At 36.6% G+C, this 19,118-nt stretch carries 19 protein-coding genes and 1 other annotated feature; of the genes, 9 read left to right on the forward strand and 10 right to left on the reverse strand.

Annotated features, from left to right (window positions below):
- Positions 1-130 precede the first annotated feature (130 nt).
- The 4 genes from FC748_RS13755 (at position 131) to FC748_RS13770 (ending at position 3,008) form a co-directional block, all read left to right on the forward strand.
- Entirely contained in the window at positions 131-721 is a 591-nt protein-coding gene (locus FC748_RS13755; RefSeq protein ID WP_108029441.1) for a CYTH domain-containing protein, read from the forward strand.
- Between the two features lie 33 nt (positions 722-754).
- Complete coding sequence (locus tag FC748_RS13760; RefSeq protein WP_108029440.1) at positions 755-1,546, forward strand: lytic transglycosylase domain-containing protein; 792 nt, start codon at positions 755-757, stop codon at positions 1,544-1,546.
- A 252-nt stretch (positions 1,547-1,798) separates the two neighbouring features.
- On the forward strand, positions 1,799-2,206 hold the full coding sequence (locus FC748_RS13765) for a globin domain-containing protein (RefSeq protein WP_024362532.1): 408 nt from the start codon (positions 1,799-1,801) through the stop codon (positions 2,204-2,206).
- Positions 2,199-3,008: a DsbA family protein gene (locus FC748_RS13770; RefSeq protein ID WP_024362531.1), complete on the forward strand. Its 810-nt coding sequence runs from the start codon at positions 2,199-2,201 to the stop codon at positions 3,006-3,008. Before FC748_RS13765 ends, FC748_RS13770 begins: the two co-directional genes overlap by 8 nt.
- Positions 3,009-3,623: 615 nt before the next feature.
- Here the strand turns inward: FC748_RS13770 and pepF are convergent.
- The 4 genes from pepF to spxA all read right to left on the reverse strand — a co-directional run bounded on the left by pepF (position 3,624) and on the right by spxA (position 8,389).
- Positions 3,624-5,441, reverse strand: a complete 1,818-nt coding sequence (pepF, locus tag FC748_RS13775) for an oligoendopeptidase F (RefSeq protein ID WP_024362530.1) — start codon at positions 5,439-5,441, stop codon at positions 3,624-3,626.
- Positions 5,442-5,585: 144 nt separating this feature from the next.
- Positions 5,586-6,704: a competence protein CoiA gene (locus tag FC748_RS13780; RefSeq protein WP_108029439.1), complete on the reverse strand. Its 1,119-nt coding sequence runs from the start codon at positions 6,702-6,704 to the stop codon at positions 5,586-5,588.
- Positions 6,705-6,892: 188 nt separating this feature from the next.
- Positions 6,893-7,561: an adaptor protein MecA gene (gene mecA, locus FC748_RS13785; protein WP_024362528.1), complete on the reverse strand. Its 669-nt coding sequence runs from the start codon at positions 7,559-7,561 to the stop codon at positions 6,893-6,895.
- 432 nt (positions 7,562-7,993) lie between these two features.
- Entirely contained in the window at positions 7,994-8,389 is a 396-nt protein-coding gene (spxA, locus tag FC748_RS13790; protein WP_024362527.1) for a transcriptional regulator SpxA, read from the reverse strand.
- A gap of 551 nt (positions 8,390-8,940) precedes the next feature.
- Positions 8,941-9,172: a binding site (T-box leader), on the forward strand.
- A gap of 65 nt (positions 9,173-9,237) precedes the next feature.
- Here spxA and trpS point away from each other — a divergent pair.
- Both trpS and FC748_RS13800 read left to right on the forward strand, forming a co-directional pair.
- The gene (trpS, locus tag FC748_RS13795) at positions 9,238-10,227 is read left to right on the forward strand and encodes a tryptophan--tRNA ligase (protein ID WP_024362526.1); all 990 of its coding nucleotides are present in this window, start codon (positions 9,238-9,240) and stop codon (positions 10,225-10,227) included.
- Positions 10,228-10,242: 15 nt separating this feature from the next.
- Positions 10,243-10,551 (forward strand): immunity protein CdiI family protein, encoded by a 309-nt coding sequence (locus FC748_RS13800; RefSeq protein WP_024362525.1) that lies wholly within the window; start codon positions 10,243-10,245, stop codon positions 10,549-10,551.
- On the opposite strand, the gene FC748_RS13805 is transcribed toward FC748_RS13800, so the two are convergent.
- The 3 genes from FC748_RS13805 to FC748_RS13815 form a co-directional block, all read right to left on the reverse strand.
- Complete coding sequence (locus tag FC748_RS13805) at positions 10,535-10,765, reverse strand: YuzI family membrane protein (protein WP_024362524.1); 231 nt, start codon at positions 10,763-10,765, stop codon at positions 10,535-10,537. The two genes, FC748_RS13800 and FC748_RS13805, sit on opposite strands and share 17 nt — an antisense overlap.
- Before the next feature lie 97 nt (positions 10,766-10,862).
- Positions 10,863-12,104: a beta-ketoacyl-ACP synthase II gene (gene fabF, locus FC748_RS13810; protein ID WP_024362523.1), complete on the reverse strand. Its 1,242-nt coding sequence runs from the start codon at positions 12,102-12,104 to the stop codon at positions 10,863-10,865.
- Between the two features lie 30 nt (positions 12,105-12,134).
- The gene (locus FC748_RS13815) at positions 12,135-13,073 is read right to left on the reverse strand and encodes a beta-ketoacyl-ACP synthase III (protein ID WP_024362522.1); all 939 of its coding nucleotides are present in this window, start codon (positions 13,071-13,073) and stop codon (positions 12,135-12,137) included.
- Between the two features lie 420 nt (positions 13,074-13,493).
- On the opposite strand from FC748_RS13815, the gene FC748_RS13820 reads away from it, so the two are divergent.
- Positions 13,494-13,688 carry a YjzD family protein gene (locus tag FC748_RS13820; RefSeq protein ID WP_024362521.1) on the forward strand — a complete coding sequence of 65 codons (195 nt, stop codon included), beginning with the start codon at positions 13,494-13,496 and terminating at the stop codon, positions 13,686-13,688.
- A 54-nt stretch (positions 13,689-13,742) separates the two neighbouring features.
- Here the strand turns inward: FC748_RS13820 and FC748_RS13825 are convergent, their stop codons facing one another.
- The gene (locus FC748_RS13825; RefSeq protein WP_080653320.1) at positions 13,743-15,869 is read right to left on the reverse strand and encodes an ATP-dependent Clp protease ATP-binding subunit; all 2,127 of its coding nucleotides are present in this window, start codon (positions 15,867-15,869) and stop codon (positions 13,743-13,745) included.
- A gap of 256 nt (positions 15,870-16,125) precedes the next feature.
- Here FC748_RS13825 and FC748_RS13830 point away from each other — a divergent pair, with 256 nt between their 5' ends.
- Positions 16,126-16,821 (forward strand): Crp/Fnr family transcriptional regulator, encoded by a 696-nt coding sequence (locus FC748_RS13830; protein ID WP_024362520.1) that lies wholly within the window; start codon positions 16,126-16,128, stop codon positions 16,819-16,821.
- A 192-nt stretch (positions 16,822-17,013) separates the two neighbouring features.
- On the opposite strand, the gene FC748_RS13835 is transcribed toward FC748_RS13830, so the two are convergent.
- Both FC748_RS13835 and FC748_RS13840 read right to left on the reverse strand, forming a co-directional pair.
- On the reverse strand, positions 17,014-17,322 hold the full coding sequence (locus FC748_RS13835) for a metal-sulfur cluster assembly factor (RefSeq protein WP_024362519.1): 309 nt from the start codon (positions 17,320-17,322) through the stop codon (positions 17,014-17,016).
- 53 nt (positions 17,323-17,375) lie between these two features.
- A complete protein-coding gene (locus FC748_RS13840; RefSeq protein ID WP_024362518.1) occupies positions 17,376-18,140 on the reverse strand; it encodes a serine aminopeptidase domain-containing protein in 765 nt (254 codons plus the stop codon).
- A gap of 124 nt (positions 18,141-18,264) precedes the next feature.
- On the opposite strand from FC748_RS13840, the gene FC748_RS13845 reads away from it, so the two are divergent.
- Positions 18,265-19,074, forward strand: coding sequence for a Cof-type HAD-IIB family hydrolase (locus tag FC748_RS13845; protein ID WP_024362517.1), 810 nt, complete (start codon positions 18,265-18,267; stop codon positions 19,072-19,074).
- Positions 19,075-19,118 lie beyond the last annotated feature (44 nt).

The following is a 19,118-nucleotide window of genomic DNA, read 5'->3' on the forward strand; positions in this document are numbered from 1 at the left end:
AGTTAAATATCGATGACAACAGTAGGGGTAGAAGCCCCTCCCAATCAAATTATAGTTTGGCAACACACACTTATTAGAAGTAGCGGACTTCCGTTGACGCAAGTAAATTAATAAAAAAGGATGAACATCTATGGCACAACAACTTGAAATTGAGTTTAAAAATATTTTAACTAAACAACAATATGAGCATTTGCTAGAAGAATTCCAAATCCCAAAAAATGCTATTCATCGTCAAACAAATCATTATTTCGACACACCTACTAATGCTATTCGAAATTTGCAAAGTGGGTTACGTATCCGCATTATTAATAATTATTATGAATGTACATTAAAAGAGAAAACTTCAAATCATACACATTTAGAAACAACCGATGAATTGACCGCTGCACAAGCAGAGAAAATGCTTGCAGGCCAAGGTTTTTATGCACCAGAAGTCGCAAAAAGACTAGCGTCACACAACATTGCATTAGAACAATTAGCCGTTTTTGGTTCCCTTACAACGGACCGTGTCGAAATTCCTTATAAAGACGGACTTCTTGTATTTGATCATTCTTTCTATTTGCAGTGTGACGATTATGAGGTAGAATATGAATCAAAAGATGAAATAAAAGGAAAAGCAATCTTCGACGAATTTCTACAGCAATACGATATAAAAAAACAAATTGCTGAAAAAAAAATTGCACGCTTTATGAAAGCTTTACAATCAACTAAACAACAATAATGCTTATTACAATACGAAAGGGTGACCAGCTCATTGGATATCCAATCTTTGAGAACAATGCTTGAAATCCAAGCACTACAAACATTAGGTTCTACGGGAAATACTTCACCAAATTCTTTCACAAACAGCAATTCTATCTTTTCTGATATGATTGAAGAAATGTTAGGCGATGCGACAACAACGAACAACGCAAAATTATCTAGCCTCCTTGGCATGAGTTCTTCGGGCTCCGCCAACTTTATGGACCAGCTTAGTAGCTTAACAGGTATGACTGGTGGAAATACAAATAGTTCGCTCCAATCATTGCTCTATAATGGAACGAAATCTGTGTATATTCCCGCCTCTCTCCAAGCGACATTATCAAACATGCAAGCCAGCACTAAGCTAGATTCCTATGTATCAGACGATGTGATTGGCTCGACTGCCTATGCCAATTCACTTGCTGGAGCTAACCAATATGCCGCAATTATCGATAAGGCTGCGGCTACTTATAATGTACCAGCTAAGCTTATTGCTGCCGTTATCAAGCAAGAGTCCAACTTTAACACATTCGCTGTCAGTCATGCAGGCGCTCAAGGCTTAATGCAATTAATGCCTAAGACAGCTCAATATTTAGGTGTAACGAATTCATTTGATCCCGAGCAAAATATTATGGCTGGAGCCAAATATTTACGCCAAATGCTTGATAAATTTGATAATGATCCAACACTGGCTTTGGCCGCTTATAACGCTGGAGCTTCTCGCGTAACAAAATATAATGGCATTCCACCATTTAAAGAAACGCAGAATTATGTCAAAAAAGTGATGAATTATTACACTGTTTAAATCGCATAAAGCCTGTAATTACAGTCTTTTTCAGCAAATTTCACCCTCGTTGGTGAAATTTGTGCTTTTCTATCGAAAACATTTTCAAAGTGCTCTTTGTTTGTGTAAACGAATGGACGTTGATAGAATGAAGGTAGTCACAAGATATTCACATTTTTCAATTCAACAAAGTATTAGATAAAATGGTACATGAACATATTGATTTGTACTTTACGATATACTTCTTATAAAGAATAAAAGGAGCATTTACTTATGAGTCGAAAATACACTGTTCCTTATGAGGAGCTTGGAGCTGAAAAACTTTCTGAACTCATACATGCGTTCTATAAAAGAGTTGCACAGCATCCTGATCTTATGCCAATCTTTCCTAAAGATTTGACAGAGACAGCCCGCAAGCAAATTCAATTTCAAACACAATATTTAGGGGGTCCAAATCTTTTTACAGAAGAGCATGGACATCCAATGATGCGTGCGCGTCATATGAATTTTCCAATCACACCTGATCGTGCCCAGGCTTGGCTAGAGTGTATGGCTGAAGCGATGGATGAGGTTGGTTTGGAAGGGAAGTTCCGTGAAACCTACTACCAACGTTTAGTTTTAACAGCTCATCACATGATTAATACACCTAATGACGATGAGGGGGAATTATTACGTGAATAATATTCAAATGTTGCAAGAACCAACACCGACGATTTCTACTGCCAATAAGCCAATTGAATTGTATATTTTCGTAGATCCACTTTGTCCTGAAGCTTTTAGTATGCAATCCATCATTCGTAAACTACAACTAGAGTATAATCATTATTTTTCATGGCGCTTTGTGTTAAGCACAGAGCTCTCTTCACTTAATTGTTTGAGTAAGCGCATGAAGGGCTGTGAATCAGGGATTGAACTGGATATTAATCACCCTGTGTTACCCTCTATTGCCATAAAGGCGGCAGAATTACAGGGTAAACGTTCAGGCGCTCGTTATTTGTCAAAATTACAAGAATATGTTTTGCTGAATTATCAGGATGTTAATTCCTATGCAACGCTGTTAAAAATTGCAGAGGAAGTACAGTTAGATATGAATGAATTCACTGTCGATTTCGGTTCAAAAGAAGCCGCACGTGCATTCCAATGCGACCTTTATATAAAAAGAGAAATGGAAGTTGATGAAGTACCTAGTATTGTATTTTTCAATGAGTGCATTGAGGATGAAGGGTTAAAAGTGAGCGGTAGCTATGACTATGAAGTTTATGAACATATTTTACAAGAAATGATGAATGAACAGTTAATTCGCCAACCGTTACCCACTATCGAAGAATTATTTTTAAAGTACCATACACTTTCTACAAATGACATAGCATTTATTTATTCCTTAACAGAACAAGCAGCAGAACGTGAGTTAAAAAAACGTATGCTTCAACAAAAGATTGAACGTATTCAAACAGATCACGCTACACTGTGGCGTATTAAATAATGCAATTATACTTTTATTCCAAAAGGATAGGAACTCAACTATTTTATAACTGAGTCCTATTCTTTTTTTTATTTCATAACGTCATAATCTTTCATTATAGGAAGTGCCTATTGTAGGTCAAAGGCAGTGATACTAAAACCTTATATGAAAGCAACATAATTCCATCTTTCGGCTTAACATTAAGTTAAAACCAATCTATTCACCTTAGTTAAAGAGACGCTAAGAAAAAAACTACAAAAGACATGGAACGTATAAAGAATTAGCAGGAAAGAACTATAATAAAAGAGGCGCCACTATCCTCGACAGATAGAGACGCCTCTTTTTCACAAAGGGGATGGGAGAAATGTTCACGTTCAAACAAAGGGGTGTATGTTTGTTTTGTGATTTATTTCACAAGATTCACTTTATCATGGAATAATAAATTTAGCAATGAATCCTGCTTTAGATTCACAAATTTGTCATATAGAAAGCGATTACAGTACAGTATTTTTTCAAGATGGAAACTTTTAATCATTTGTAAATCAAAGAAAAACATTATTATTTACTTTTTTCTTGAAAGCCAATTTCTACATAAAATAGAAAATGGCTGTAGTAATGTTACTACAGCCATACCTATTAATTATTCAACAATAATTTTTCCAATTCATTTAAGCGTTGTTCAAATACTTTACAAGCATCATCAATTGGTTTAGCTACATTCATATCAACACCTGCAGCCTTAAGCACTTCAATCGGGAAATCTGAGCATCCAGCTTTCAAGAAGTTATTAATATAACGTTCTACAGCAGGAGCACCCTCCTCTAATATTTGCTTACTTAATGCCGTAGCTGCGGATTTACCAGTAGCGTATTGATAGACGTAGTAATTGTAATAGAAATGCGGAATGCGAGCCCATTCCAGACCAATTTCCTCATCAACTACCATATCCTCACCGAAATATTGCTTATTCAAGTTATAATACACTTCCGTTAAACGTTCCGCTGTTAACGATTCTCCGTTTTTATCCATCTGATGAATTAAATGTTCAAATTCTGCAAACATTGTTTGACGGAATACTGTGCTACGGAAACCGTCTAGCCAATGGTTTAATAAATATATTTTTTGCTGCGGATCTTCTATTGTTTTCAACAGATAATCATTCAATAATTCCTCATTGCATGTAGACGCCACTTCGGCCACGAAAATGGAATAATCTCCATAAACAAAAGGCTGATTATTACGAGTATAATAACTATGGACACTATGCCCAAACTCATGCGCCAATGTAAATAAGTTATCCACATTGTCTTGCCAGTTCATTAAAATATAAGGATTCGTACCGTAAGCACCTGATGAATACGCGCCACTACGTTTACCTTTATTTTCCTTAACATCAACCCAACGATTATCGAAACCACTTTGGACAATGTCTTGATATTCTTTTCCGAGTGGGGCTAACGCTTTCACTAAAATGTCTTTAGCTTCCTCATAAGGAACTTTCATATCTACTTCTTGCACTAGTGGTGTAAATAAATCCCACATATGCAACTCATCTACACCTAATAACTTTTTACGTAATGCAATATAACGTTGCATAGTTGGTAGATGTTTATGAATAGTCTCTACTAACTGATCGTAGACACTTTCTGGGATAAAGTTATTGGACAATGCCGCATGTCGTGCCGATTCATAATGACGCACTCGTGCACTCACATTATGTTTTTTTACATTACCTGTCAATGTAGCAGCGAATGTGTTTTTAAAATGACCATACGTTTCATACATCGCTTTAAATGCTGCTTCACGTACAGATCGATTTTTACTTTCTAAAAACTTAATGTAATTACCATGTGTTAGTTGAACTTCTTCCCCATCCTCGTTTTTAACTGTAGGGAAAACTAAGTCCGCATTATTTAACATACTAAATGTATTCGAAGCAGTGCCTGTCACCTCTGCCATTTGTGCAAGTAATGCTTCTTGTTCTGCTGGTAGAACATGTGGACGGGTCATTGAAATTTCTTTTAATGATTGCTTATATAATTGTAAATCCTGATTATCAGCTAAATAGGATTCAATTGTTTCTTCGCTTAGTGATAAAATTTCAGGTGTTAAAAATGAAAGTGCTGCTGAAATATTTGTCGCTAACGTTTGAATTCGACTATTCATATCTTGATAAAAGCTATTCGTTGTATCTTGATCATATCGCATATGCGCATACGTATAGAGTCTCATTGTACGTTGATAAATTTTATCGTAATAAGTTAGTACAGCTAATAAGGCATCTGCACCATTTTTTAAAGTACCTGCATAGCTAGATGCTTCTTTCGAAAGTTCTGCGACTTTTTTAAATTCCTCTTCCCATAGTGTATCCGTTGCAAAAATATCTTCCAATCGCCAAGTTAACTCTACCGGTATTTCATTTCTCATTAAAACTCGATTACTGTTACTAGCCATGGGCCAGCCCCCTTTATATATGACTTTCCTGTACTCTCATATTTTCTCAATATATTGCGACAATTGCAAATAATACCCTGTAGCTCAACTCATCAAAATCCCAGTTTGATTATCCACAGCGATACATTAGCTCCATGAAGGGATTTAAACAAACGGTTGATTATACATATAGGTATATACTCGCTTCCATATCGCACTAGCGCAATCCATTTGATAAAAACGATGGCCTAACAAGTTTCCATAGTTTTCAACAGCTTGCACGCCCATTTCAGTTGGCTCCATATTAAGAAGCTTTAGAAACAGTCGAATATCTTCTTGCCTTAACTCATACGGTAGCAATTGTAATTCCCTGCAATAATTTAATAAAATTGCTTGCCATTCAATTGAGAACATCGGAATAGCCCTTGCATTTTTAACAGGTATACCAATGTATTGAGGCAGTGCATTCAACGAAAAATTTTGTTCATAGCAACTCCGTAGAAAACGATCTTGAACTCCCTTTCGACTTCGCAATAATTTTTGCATTACATACCGTTGACACAATCTTATATATATATCCTTGTATATAGTAAATGATTCGTGTGTAATCGGCTTAGGCTCATAGAATGGGAATTGCTGTTTGCTGAGTGGAATCGAGAGTACTTTCGCTATAAAAGTATGCCCGTGAACATAAAGTAGATTCGTCCAATAATTAAATTTTGCTGCTCTCGCATCATATGTAACTAAATACGGCACATTGTTGGATGAATAAGCAATTGCATTTTGATGGATAGGGGAAATTCTAATTTTTTGAATTGCATTTGTAGTATATTTTTTCTGTGGTGTTTGAAAAAGCCATAATGCTTGAATGTTATGCTTTTCATAACCTGCTGTACGTCGTTGCCAGTTTTCTTTTGTTATCGCACTACATTGATATTCAATGGCAATCTGCTGATGCTCACCTTGCAGTAGTAAATCGGGCCTTTGCGATAGTGTCCTTAAAAATGGCTCCAGCTTTACTCTATGCCCACGTGCCTGCAACCATTCAAATAATTGAATTTTCCCTTGTAAATGGAGCTCTGATTCCCCTTCCGCAAATTGATGATGACAATCGTTAGTAATATGTGCAAAATGCGGGATATTCAGCTTACCAATTTTTAATTGTACAGGCTGTTGACACTGTGGACAAAAAAATTGTAATTGCTGGCGAAGTTGTCGTAAAGCTTGTCTTGAATGTTGATAGGAAATAAATAATTGCTGTTTGTCTGTATAGGCAATAAGCATGTTATTCTTCTCCTTTTTGCCTCATTGTAGTAAAAGTTTTTCTATACGCCAACTAATGATGTGCTTTTCTTTGAAATTTGAGTTATCTTTAGCTCCTTTATCTGAAAACGTAAAAAAAGACTGTAGTCCTACTCATTTTGAGTGTGTCTACAGTCTGAAAGCCTCTGATAATCAGAAGCATGAAGATGTTAACTAAAATATTTTCGTACAGTTTCAAAGCAATCGTATTCCATAATTTTTTCGCCATATTCCTCAAGGCGATGAATTGTGAAATTAGAAGGGCTTAAAAACTCTTTAATAATCGCGTTTTTATCATGACGATTTAAATCATCATCTGCATTCGCAAAGTCTACTACAAGATAGTAACTACCTTCATATTTGAATAATGAGGAATCCACTAAGTCATCTGTCATCCGTTTTGCAACGGGGATTAACTCATCAATATCTTTAAATTTATAAACATAAATGTCTGTATCCATAAATAACTCTGATTCATCCATGTCACCAAATTGAGTTAATTGACTAAGTAGATCCTCTCCAACTTCGTCAAATGGGGCAAACATACTTTTTTGTTCATCAAAATGTGAATGACCATCTAATGTTTCACCGTCTTTTAAAATATGTGCACGTGTGACAATGATTTCTAAGCCTACTTCTGACGCATTGATATGAATCCAAATCGGACCTTCTACATCAAAATAATCTTCAGTGTTCACTTCATCAATCATATCCCAAAAAAGTTGTTCACCCTTTGCTCGGTTGTACCAAATTTCTTCACGACTATAGCCGCGATCCTCTATATCATTGTACGTAATAAAGAGCTTGAGTGTATTCTCATTTACACGTTCGATGTCCACTAGACCTCATCTCCCTTCACTGTCATTTGTCGAAAAACAGTATTATTTCATTAGTATGCTTTGATTCATTGTTTTTAACCTTCATACTCCTTTGTTTTTCAACCTTTGACCACACCACAGAAAATCATCGAGCAACCGTAATCGTAATTTTTTTGGTCACAGTTGTCTCTAATTCTATTGTATGCTGTTCTTTCATAAAATGAAAAGGATATACACCGTTTCAAAGAAGATATTTGAATAATTGAAATTGTAGTAAACTATTTGTATTAAATCAAGTTTAACATACTTTTACGGAAATATATGACTTTTACCTATTAAATATTAGTTTTAAATGAAGGTTTTTACATAAGTAAAACATAAAAAAATAGATGTCACAACATGCTTTTGCATTTGTAACACCTACTACATCATTCTATGCAGTCTAAGTGGGTTTTAGTTCACCATACGCTGTGCTTCTTGTAATTGATAAGCTCTAACCTTACGCGGTAAAAATCGTCGAATTTCATCTTCGTTATAGCCTACTTGCAGTCTTTTCTCATCTAAAATTATTGGTCGGCGTAATAATCCAGGATATTCTTGAATTAATTCATATAAGCGTTGTAAAGGTAAGCTCTCAACATCTACATTCAATTTTTGGAATATCTTAGAACGAGTAGAAATAATTTCGTCTGTTCCATCCTCCGTCATTCGTAAAATCTCTTTGATTTCACTAATGCTTAACGGTTCAGAAAAAATATTACGTTCTGTATAAGGAATTTCATGCTCCTCTAACCATGCTTTTGCTTTACGACAAGACGTACAACTTGGTGATGTAAATAAAGTAACTATCATACTGACACATCCTTTCTATTTGTATTCGTTATCTATAAACCAATTTCTTAAATTAGAATTAATGTAATGTAAATCTACAGTTCCATTATACAGCACTCTGCTGTATTTGAATATAGTTCCAAGGAAAAAAAGAATACAGGATATATGACTTTGTTACAAAATATTCTGTCTATTAATACTACCTTAATGTATTCAATTAAGTATTCACTTTCTTGGTATGTCCAATGAACTAATAATAATATTCCCAGTAACAAGTCATTTTAAACATGAATTTCTCGAAACTAGTTGTTCTCAATTAAAAAACACAAACGAGAATAATGTCATGTAGACGTGTACAATTAAGACGTACTTTAGATAATATTGGTTTCCTTTTTTTACAACACAAAAAAAATTCAGTCATAAGACTGAATTTACAGGCTTGCATTTAACTAAGTCTTTATACTATAATTTTGTGCAACAAGAGAAGCGCATTTGCGCCAGTCTGGATGGTCAACAGTTTTTTGATTGTTGTTCTCGAAAAGACACTCTCTACACATTAAATAGTGTAGTTAAAAACGCTGACGAAGAGTAGTACATTTGCAATATACATGTATAGAGAGTCTGTGGTTGCTGGAAACAGACCATGTATGCATTTGGAATGGACTTCCGAGTTAGCTTTGTGAACGTTCAAGTCTTCACTTGACCCTATTAGCAAAGCTCGTCCCTTCACGTTACGAAGCAAAGTGGCCTTTTAAGGCAAGCAGGGTGGTACCGCGGATTCGAACATCATTCGTCCCTTCATTAGTTTATTCTAATGAGGACGCATGATGTTTTTTTATTTTTCGAACCCCGAGGAGGAACTAATTATGACAACTATTTTTTCAGGCGTACAGCCAACAGGTATTGTAACATTAGGCAATTATCTTGGTGCATTCAAGCAATTCCCAGCACTACAGCATGAAGGGAATGCTATTTACTGTATTGTTGACCAACATGCCATTACTGTTGCGCAAGATCCAAAAGAGTTACGTCAAAACATCCGTAATTTAGCAGCTACTTATATTGCGACTGGAATTGACCCTCAAAAGTCAACGTTATTCATTCAATCTGAAGTACCAGCACATGCACAAGCGGGATGGATGCTACAATGTGTCGCTTCTATTGGTGAACTAGAGCGTATGACACAGTTTAAAGATAAATCACATGGTAAAGAAACTGTTTCAGCAGCTCTTTTAACCTATCCACCATTAATGGCGGCTGATATTTTATTATATAACACGAATATTGTTCCTGTAGGGGATGATCAAAAACAGCATATTGAGCTAACACGTGACCTTGCAGAGCGCTTTAACAAACGTTATGGTGAAGTGTTAACGATTCCTGAAATCCAATTACCAAAAGCTGGAGCTCGTATTAAATCATTACAAGAACCTACAAAAAAAATGAGCAAATCTGATCCAAATACAAAAGCAACGATTAAACTTTTAGATACAGCAAAAGATATCGAGAAAAAAATCAAATCTGCTGTCACTGACTCTGATGGTATTGTGGCATTTGATGTTGAAAATAAACCAGGTGTTTCAAACTTACTAACGATTGAATCCGCTATTTCAGGTGTAGCAATTGAAGATTTGGTGAAAAAGTATGAAGGCATCGGATACGGTGGCTTCAAACAAGGTGTCGCTTCAGCAGTAATCGACCACCTAACACCAATTCAAGAAAGATTTTATAACCTTGTAGAGTCATCTGAACTGGACATTATTTTGGATGAAGGTGCAGAAAAAGCAAATGCTATTGCAAGCGCAACTTTAAAGCGTATGGAACAAGCAATGGGCTTAGGCCGCACAAACCGCTAAGAAAGGAATTAACATATGCTCTGTGAACATTGTCATCAAACAATCAAAACCCTTCTATTAGAAGGTGACTTTGGTGCAGATCCATTATGGTGTGGCCATTGTCACGCCAATTTAGAATTAGAGCAACTGCCTTTAGACGAGTCCCTATTAACGGAGCTGACAACATGGATGTGTAACTTCGGCGAATGGATTGACCTTGAAACAGATTCATTTATTGATGGTATGGATACTTTAGCGAAAAGCCATGATGTACAAGGTGAAGACTTGGCCAAAAAAGTAGCAGAAGCATTCGCCATGCCTGTGATATTCAAGCCTTATCTTTAAGATTCGCTGTTTTATCGAAACCAAAGTCGAGCACAACACTACAAAGAACAATACAAGCTCCAATGGCGATATAAAACTCAGTTGTATGCATGATAAATTTTAAGACTACTGACCAAGAATAACCAAGTGTCCGATAGTTCAAATATAAAATTAAATTGCCGATAGAAAGTATCATTAAGCCATAGCTCATTAAAAATATAAAAAGACGAAACAAATAAACGGCATCCTTTCTATTTCTTCTTACTTTCTTTTCTATTCGCTAACTTTAAAAAAAAGACGTCAGCCTTGTAAATTAGGCTGACGTTTTTTCATTATTCCTCTATTTTTTTGAATAATAGACTTGCGTTATGACCACCAAAACCAAGAGAATTACTCATTGCATATTCAATGTTCGCCTTACGCGCTTCATTTGGTACATAATCTAAATCGCACTCAGGGTCTGGCTCTGTTAGGTTAATTGTTGGAGGTAAAATGCCCTCTTTCAATGCTAGTGCTGTAAAAATCGCTTCAACACCACCAGCAGCACCTAATAAGTGACCTGTCATCGATTTAGTAGAACTCATTGCTAATTTATAAGCATGTTCACCAAAGGCAGTTTTTACAGCTTGTGTTTCAAATAAATCGTTGTACGGTGTACTTGTTCCGTGTGCATTAATGTAGCCTACTTGTGAAGGGTCAACGCCACCATCTTGTAATGCTTGCGTCATTGCACGTGCAGCACCTTCACCTTCTGGGGCTGGTGCAGTAATATGATGCGCATCGCCAGTTGAACCGTAGCCAAGAACTTCAGCATAAATTTTTGCGCCACGCGCTTTTGCATGTTCATATTCTTCTAAAATAACAATTCCGGCACCTTCACCAATAATAAAGCCGTCACGGTTTTTATCAAATGGTCGAGAAGCTGTTTGAGGATCCGTATTTAAAGATAATGCTGTATTTGCACAGAAGCCTGCCACTGCCATCGTCACGATTGGTGATTCGGCTCCACCAGAAATCATCACATCTGCATCTCCACGCTCAATTACTTTAAATGCATCACCGATTGAGTTCGTACCTGATGCACAAGCTGTTACTGAACAAGAGTTGATTCCTTTCGCACCAAAATGAATAGACACTTGACCTGAAGCCATATCTGGAATCATCATTGGAATAAAGAATGGACTAACACGACGTGCGCCACGCTCTTGGAATGTTAGAAATTGTTGTTCATATGTTTCCATACCACCGATACCAGAGCCAATCCATACACCTGCACGCGGTGCTAACTCTTCATCAATTGTAAGCTGTGCATCTTCCATCGCCATAATTGACGCAGCTAGTGCATAGTGCGTGAAACGATCCATTTTACGAGCTTCTTTACGTTCAATATACTTTTCAATATCAAAGTCTTTTACTTCAGCCGCGATTTTTGCAGCGAATAGGTCTTTATTTAAGCGTGTTAATTCACCAACGCCTGATTTACCAGCTTTAATGTTTGCCCATGTTTCTTCGATGCTATTACCTAGTGGTGTTACTGCGCCAATTCCTGTAATTACTACTCGTCGTTTACTCATTGTCTTACTCCTCTCAAGCAATTATCGTTTTTATTTTCCCCATCTTAATGCAACGGCACCCCATGTTAAGCCACCGCCAAAACCGACAAGTACTAATAGATCATCATCTTTTATCTTACCTGCTTCAAGCTCTTCTACTAAAGAAATACCAATAGAAGCAGCCGATGTATTGCCATATTTGTGAATCGTTTTTGACATTTTTTCCGCTGGTAATGCTAAACGTTCACGTGCCGATTCCATAATTCGAATATTCGCTTGATGCGGAATTAGAAAATCAACTTCTTCTTTTGTTAAACCTGCTTTATCTAATACATTTACTGCTGATTCACCCATTTGGCGTACAGCAAACTTAAATACTTCGCGACCGTTCATCGCAATTGTATCCTGTTGCGTTAAATATAGATGTTTGCCGCCTGTACCGTCTGCCCCAAGCTCAAATGATAAAATCCCTCTACCTTCTGATACTGGGCCAACAATGGCAGCACTAGCACCATCACCAAATAAAACAGCCGTATTACGATCTTCCCAATTAATGACTTTTGACAGCTTTTCAACACCTACTACTAAGACATATTTATAAGCATTTGATTCTACAAATTGTTTTGCTGTCACTAAGCTATATATAAATCCTGCACAAGCCGCTGCTTGGTCCATTGCTGCTGCATTTACCGCACCAATTTGCTCTTGAACCATACATGCTACACTAGGAAATGTTTGATCTTGCGTTACAGTTGCTACAAGTATTAATCCTATTTCTTCAGGCGTAATACCTGCTTTGGCTATAGCATCTTTCGCAGCAGCTACTGCTAAATCTGAAGTTTCTTGATTATCTGCAGCAAAATGACGTTCTTCAATTCCAGTACGAGTTCGAATCCATTCATCCGACGTATCCATAATTTTTTCTAAGTCAAAATTCGTCACGACCTTTTCAGGAACGTATCTGCCTAAACCTATAATACCTGCGTTCATATAGCAACCCCTCTGCTTTCTTACTATCAATTATTAGTAACTGGTCATAATTATAACTCATAATTAAGGAATGGTGCAAGATGATTTAAAATTAGTATAGCAAATGCTTGTACTTCACATAGCTTTCGATAGTTCAATTCACGTTTTCGTTGGTGACACTTCTGTTCTGTACAGCAGGGACTTTGTGAATCGCTGGTAAAACTGTGCAAATCGCTACGAACACTTTGCGTTGCACCACTAAAACCATGCAAATCGCCGCAAACACTTTGCGTTGCGCACTCTACTACTTTGTTGTGACAAAATTGCCATAAATCACAAAACACAATACATCACTTTTTGATAAAAGGTTCTTTTTTTTTCGACTTATGTTATGATATGATAATGTATATGTAATAAAATAGTTCGGTTGAGGTGAAATTAATGCAATATATCGTAACGTTCATATGGTCATTCTTACTAGTTTCCATGTTAAACTACGTAGTAAGTGCTGTAATCGGAGTACCATTTGATTTCCAAACTGGTGCGATTCTTTCAGTTGTATTCTCTGTACTAATTTTTGTTATTGGCGCAATCATTCCAAACGAGCCAACTCCAGAAGCTGCAGACCATCATTAATCAAATTATAAAAAACCTGTCTCGCCTAGTGCGAGACAGGTTTTTTTCTATTTATTATTTTTCCACTACACACTGACCATCACACATTTTAATATGCAAAGTTTCTCCTGGCAGTACTTCACCACGTAATAACTCCTTGGCAACCGCTGTTTCAATATAACGTTGCACAAATCGTTTTAACGGACGAGCCCCAAACTGTGGATCTGCACCTTGCTCGACAACCCAATCTATGACGTCTTGTGCGACATCTAACGTAATTTCCTGTTCAGCTACACGTTTTACAAGCTGCTCAACATATTTCCAAGCAATCGCTGTAAAATGTTCTTCTGATAACGCATGGAACAGAATAATATCATCCATTCGGTTTAATAACTCTGGTTTAAAGTGTTGACGTAATGCTGCCATCACTAAATCTTCTACTGCCGGATCATCTTTTTGTGCCTCCATTAAATAGCTAGAACCAATATTAGATGTTAAAATTACAACGGTATTTGTAAAGTTAACCATTCGTCCTTGACTATCTGTAATGCGACCATCATCTAAAATTTGCAATAATATGTTCGCTACATCTGGATGCGCCTTTTCAATTTCATCGAGTAAAACGACAGAATATGGATTACGGCGAACAGCTTCTGTTAATTGACCGCCTTCTTCATAGCCAATATAACCTGGAGGTGCACCTACGAGACGTGATACACTATGTTTCTCCATATATTCACTCATATCAATACGAATAAAATGCTCCTCTGAATCAAATAGCTGTGCAGCAAGTGCTTTAGCTAGCTCTGTTTTACCAACACCCGTTGGCCCTAGGAATAAGAAGCTACCAATTGGACGATGTGGGTCTTTAATGCCTGCTCTTGCACGCCAAACCGCTTCTGTAACAAGTTGAACAGCATTATCTTGCCCTACCACCCGTTCATGTAACGTATCTTTTAAACGCAATAATTTCTCACGTTCCCCTTCAACTAACTTTGTAACAGGGATACCTGTCCAACGAGATACAATAGAAGCAATCTCTTCCGAAGTCACTTCTTCACGTAAAATACGTGTCTCACTACCGTTTTCTAATTGCTTTTCCATTTCTTGAATTTCTTTTTCAAGTGCAGGAATTTTCCCATGTCGTAATTCCGCTGCTTTATTTAAATCATATTTACTTTCCGCTTCGTCTAAATCACGACGGTACTTATCTAGTGACTCACGTTTTTTCTGGATACCTTGCAGTGTTTCTTTCTCTGCTTCCCATTGTTGACGCATGCCTTCTGATGAACTTTTAAGCTTTGTTAACTCTTCTTGTAATTGTTCAAGACGTTTTTTACTCGCCTCGTCCTTTTCCTTACGCAATGCTTGTTCTTCAATTTCTAACTGCATAATACGACGAGTCACCGCATCTAGCTCTTGTGGCATCGAATCAATTTCTGTTCGAATCATCGCACATGCCTCATCGATTAAATCAATCGCTTTATCTGGTAAAAAACGTTCCGTAATATAGCGATTTGAAAGCTCAGCAGCAGCTACAATTGCTCGGTCATGAATGCGCACTGCATGATGTAGTTCAAAACGTTCTTTTAAACCACGTAAAATCGAAACGGTATCTTCAATAGATGGTTCACGTACAAGCACTTGTTGGAAGCGACGTTCTAAAGCAGGATCTTTTTCAATATACATACGATATTCGTCTAATGTAGTCGCTCCTATACAATGAAGTTCACCACGTGCAAGCATTGGCTTTAACATATTACCTGCATCCATTGCACCATCCGTTTTACCCGCACCAACAATTGTATGAATTTCATCGATAAATAAAATAATGCGCCCTTCAGATTCTTTCACTTCTTTTAGCACACCTTTTAATCGTTCTTCAAATTGCCCACGATAACTTGCACCAGCTATTAATGCACTCATATCCAGCTCATATAGCACGCACTCTTTTAAACCTTCTGGCACATCACCTTTAACAATACGTTGTGCCAAGCCTTCTACGATGGCTGTTTTACCAACCCCAGGTTCACCAATTAACACAGGGTTATTTTTTGTTTTACGTGTTAAAATTCGAATGACATTACGAATTTCTTCATCACGCCCAATGACGGGATCCATTTTGCCGTTTTTTACTTCTTCGACTAAGTTACGACCAAATTGCTCTAATGGTTTTTTATCATCTGTTTGTTGAAATTGCATAATAGCACTCCTCTTCCCTTTTCATATTTTTATCCTAATTTTGTTTTATGAAAGTTTGACCTTTTTTGACTAACTTTATTTTACAACAATCGACAAAGCCAAGCAAAAAAAAAGCTCAAAAATTTTACACTGGCCAATGGGAAATTACGCTATAATAGTGGTATGTTTCGTTGTTTTAGTATATCGAAATGATTATCATCATCCTTTTGTAATACAGGTAATTTTTATTACAAAAAGAAAGAGATGTGTTTGATATATGGTACTAAAGGATAGTACACAAGAGAAAATAAAGGCTCTTTTTCAAAATAATGGCGTTTTCATCAAAGTGAATAAGGATAGTAAAATTTTCTTAGAAGGAGAACGTGCTAAAGAAATATATTATATTAAAACAGGCGCTATTTCGATTAGTCAGGAAACCGAGAGCGGCAAAGAATTAACCGTTCGAATTTGCGGTCCTGATAGTATAATTGGCGAGGGTTCATTATTTTGTAACCTCACGTATTTTTCGATGACGGCAAAAGTTTTAGAATCTTCCACGTTATATGTTTTAAGTCGTAAATCATTAGAGCACCTATTAGTTGAGCAACCGCAATTAATGGTAGAGTATATGAAGTGGTTGCAAACAGAAAATTTAAAATACCAAAGTCGTCTACGCGATTTAGTATTAAACGGTAAAAAAGGTGCTTTATTTTCAACGCTTATTCGCCTTTCGAATACGTACGGTAAGCCATTAGAAGATGGGTCAATTTTTATTGATTTTCCATTAACAAACTCTGAGATTGCGAATTTGTGTGCAACAAGTAGAGAAATGATTAACCGTATGTTGAACGATTTAAAAAAGCATCATATTCTATCCTTCGAAAAAGGCTATATTACGATTATAGATTTGCAATATTTAAAAGATGAAATTGCTTGTGAAAATTGTCCATTGCAAATTTGCCGTATTGATTGATTTAACAATTAGCCTTTTATTGCATCTTGGTTTTTTCTTCATATATTCACAGGGGGCTTGAACTAATTCCCTTCAGAATGCCCGTGTATATCCGACATTCCGCCTGTTAACAAAAAATGAAGGAAGCTAAATATAAAATCCCCGCTTACAGTTATGTGCAAGCAGGGATTTTTTATTCACTAGAAGAAACCACTAACGAACGCCTAACGCCATTTTCGCATAGCGAGACATCTTATCTTTTGACCAAGGTGGATTCCATACAATATTGACATTTGTACTTTTCACTTCTGGTAGTTCACTTAAAGCTGTATTCACTTGATCAACAATCACTGGTCCCATTGGGCATCCCATTGAAGTCAGTGTCATTGTAACGGTCGCTAAACCTTCGTCATCTAACTCTACATCATATACTAAACCTAAGTTGACGATATCAATACCAAGCTCAGGGTCAATTACATTTTCTAATGCACTTAGCATGCTGTCTTTCATATCTTGATCCATTTGTATTTCTCCTTCCAACATAGTGTTAACTTAATCATAGCAGATGCTTCTTATTATGCCAAATGCTGTGCAAGCCATTCCGTTGCTGCTAGCATACCATCACGTGTCACGGCATGACCAGCATGTTTATCTGCAATAAATTTTAAATTGCTCGGATTTTCTTCATAATATGCACGTAATGAACAATAAAAATCATACGTATCCTGAAATGGTACGGTTTTATCTTGCTCACCATGCCAAAAGAACACAGGTCGTCCAGCAAACTGTTCCGGTGTTAAACTAATATCATACGTTGCGAGAAGTGCGTTTGTTTTTTGTACTTCTTGTTCTGACATCGGCCACTTTACACCACTTTTAGCCAATTGCTGTAATTGATAGGCTCCTAGTTTAATAAAAGTTGGACTACCCATACATATTGCCGCAGTTTGTATCCAATCATAAAGCTTTAAACAGCCAGATGTAACGATGGCTCCCATTGAAGTACCGGCTACACCAATTTTATCGCTAGCTACAAGTTGCTTATTCTTTAATTCTTTATATAATTGTTTTACTTCATGAATAGAATTTAAGACAATGTCCCAAAAATGTAAATTCATTTGAGTCTCTGTTAATCCTTCACTACGTGCACCATGGAATTTTGCATCTGGTAGTAGGACACGCACCCCTTTATTTACCAACTGATAAGCATAATGTAAATTATGTTCTTTTGCACTCATAAAGCCATGTAAGAAAATAACTACTGGGGTTTTTTCATTCATATTGTCTGTATATATATGTAACAAAGGAATCTGTCCCCATATTTCAGTCTTTACAAACATTCTTGTCACTCCCAACTTTTGTCTGACATTTTTATGTTAGCAAACTTTTTTCAATGTGACAAAATTTTGACGAACCGATAACAAAGCGATACTATTCAAACATATAGGAAAGGGGCAACAAGCTATGAAACAGCATTTAATCGTTTTAGATTTAGACGGTACGTTATTAACGGACCAACAACAAATTTCTTCAAAAACTAAAAAAACATTATTGCAGGCTAAGGAACAAGGGCATCAAGTTATGATTGCCACAGGTCGTCCATATCGTGCAAGTGACATCTACTATCATGAGCTTGGTTTAACAACACCGATTGTTAATTTTAATGGAGCCTATGTCCACCACCCTAAAAATGCTGCTTGGCAAACCATGCATACACCGATTGATTTAAGCGTTGTAAAAGAAGTGGTTGGTTCGGTCAATCACTATGAGTATGAAAATATAATTGCTGAAGTGAAGGACGACATCTATGTGCACACGGAGGATGATCGGATTTTAAATATTTTTAACATGGGCAATCCCAAAATTACATTGGGTGATATTTCGACAAATCTATTAGTCAATCCAACGAGTCTACTAATTCAAGCAAACGAAGTAAATTCTATGATTATTCGCGACCATTTACAAGCTGTCCATGCTGAAGTGATTGAACATCGTCGTTGGGGTGCTCCACTTCACATTATTGAAATTGTTCGCCGTGGCTTAAATAAAGCAGTGGGTATTTCACATGTAGCGAAAGATTTAGGTATTCCACGTGAACGTATTATCGCTTTTGGCGATGAGGACAATGATCTAGAAATGATTGATTATGCAGGTATTGGAGTCGCTATGGGGAATGGAATCCCTAGCTTAAAAAACATTGCCAACGAAATTACAACAACAAATAATGAAGATGGCATTGCTAAAATACTTATTGAACGCTTAAAATTATCATAGTTAAAGTATCATTTCCAGTTATTCAAACTTTATTCTGTAGAAGC

This window comes from Lysinibacillus sphaericus (genome assembly GCF_005217585.1).
Lineage (GTDB): Bacteria > Bacillota > Bacilli > Bacillales_A > Planococcaceae > Lysinibacillus > Lysinibacillus sphaericus.

What these genes read in the sequence shown, in the direction of transcription:
- FC748_RS13845 (WP_024362517.1), top strand. Translation starts at nt 18,265, where the DNA reads ATGAAACAGCATTTAATCGTTTTAGATTTAGACGGTACGTTATTAACG.
- FC748_RS13815 (WP_024362522.1), bottom strand. Translation starts at nt 13,073, where the DNA reads ATGAACGCAGGTATTATAGGTTTAGGCAGATACGTTCCTGAAAAGGTC.
- FC748_RS13825 (WP_080653320.1), bottom strand. Translation starts at nt 15,869, where the DNA reads ATGCAATTTCAACAAACAGATGATAAAAAACCATTAGAGCAATTTGGT.
- FC748_RS13780 (WP_108029439.1), bottom strand. Translation starts at nt 6,704, where the DNA reads ATGCTTATTGCCTATACAGACAAACAGCAATTATTTATTTCCTATCAA.
- pepF (WP_024362530.1), bottom strand. Translation starts at nt 5,441, where the DNA reads ATGGCTAGTAACAGTAATCGAGTTTTAATGAGAAATGAAATACCGGTA.
- FC748_RS13765 (WP_024362532.1), top strand. Translation starts at nt 1,799, where the DNA reads ATGAGTCGAAAATACACTGTTCCTTATGAGGAGCTTGGAGCTGAAAAA.
- FC748_RS13830 (WP_024362520.1), top strand. Translation starts at nt 16,126, where the DNA reads ATGGTACTAAAGGATAGTACACAAGAGAAAATAAAGGCTCTTTTTCAA.
- FC748_RS13820 (WP_024362521.1), top strand. Translation starts at nt 13,494, where the DNA reads ATGCAATATATCGTAACGTTCATATGGTCATTCTTACTAGTTTCCATG.
- FC748_RS13800 (WP_024362525.1), top strand. Translation starts at nt 10,243, where the DNA reads ATGCTCTGTGAACATTGTCATCAAACAATCAAAACCCTTCTATTAGAA.
- FC748_RS13835 (WP_024362519.1), bottom strand. Translation starts at nt 17,322, where the DNA reads ATGGATCAAGATATGAAAGACAGCATGCTAAGTGCATTAGAAAATGTA.
- FC748_RS13840 (WP_024362518.1), bottom strand. Translation starts at nt 18,140, where the DNA reads ATGTTTGTAAAGACTGAAATATGGGGACAGATTCCTTTGTTACATATA.
- FC748_RS13755 (WP_108029441.1), top strand. Translation starts at nt 131, where the DNA reads ATGGCACAACAACTTGAAATTGAGTTTAAAAATATTTTAACTAAACAA.
- fabF (WP_024362523.1), bottom strand. Translation starts at nt 12,104, where the DNA reads ATGAGTAAACGACGAGTAGTAATTACAGGAATTGGCGCAGTAACACCA.
- trpS (WP_024362526.1), top strand. Translation starts at nt 9,238, where the DNA reads ATGACAACTATTTTTTCAGGCGTACAGCCAACAGGTATTGTAACATTA.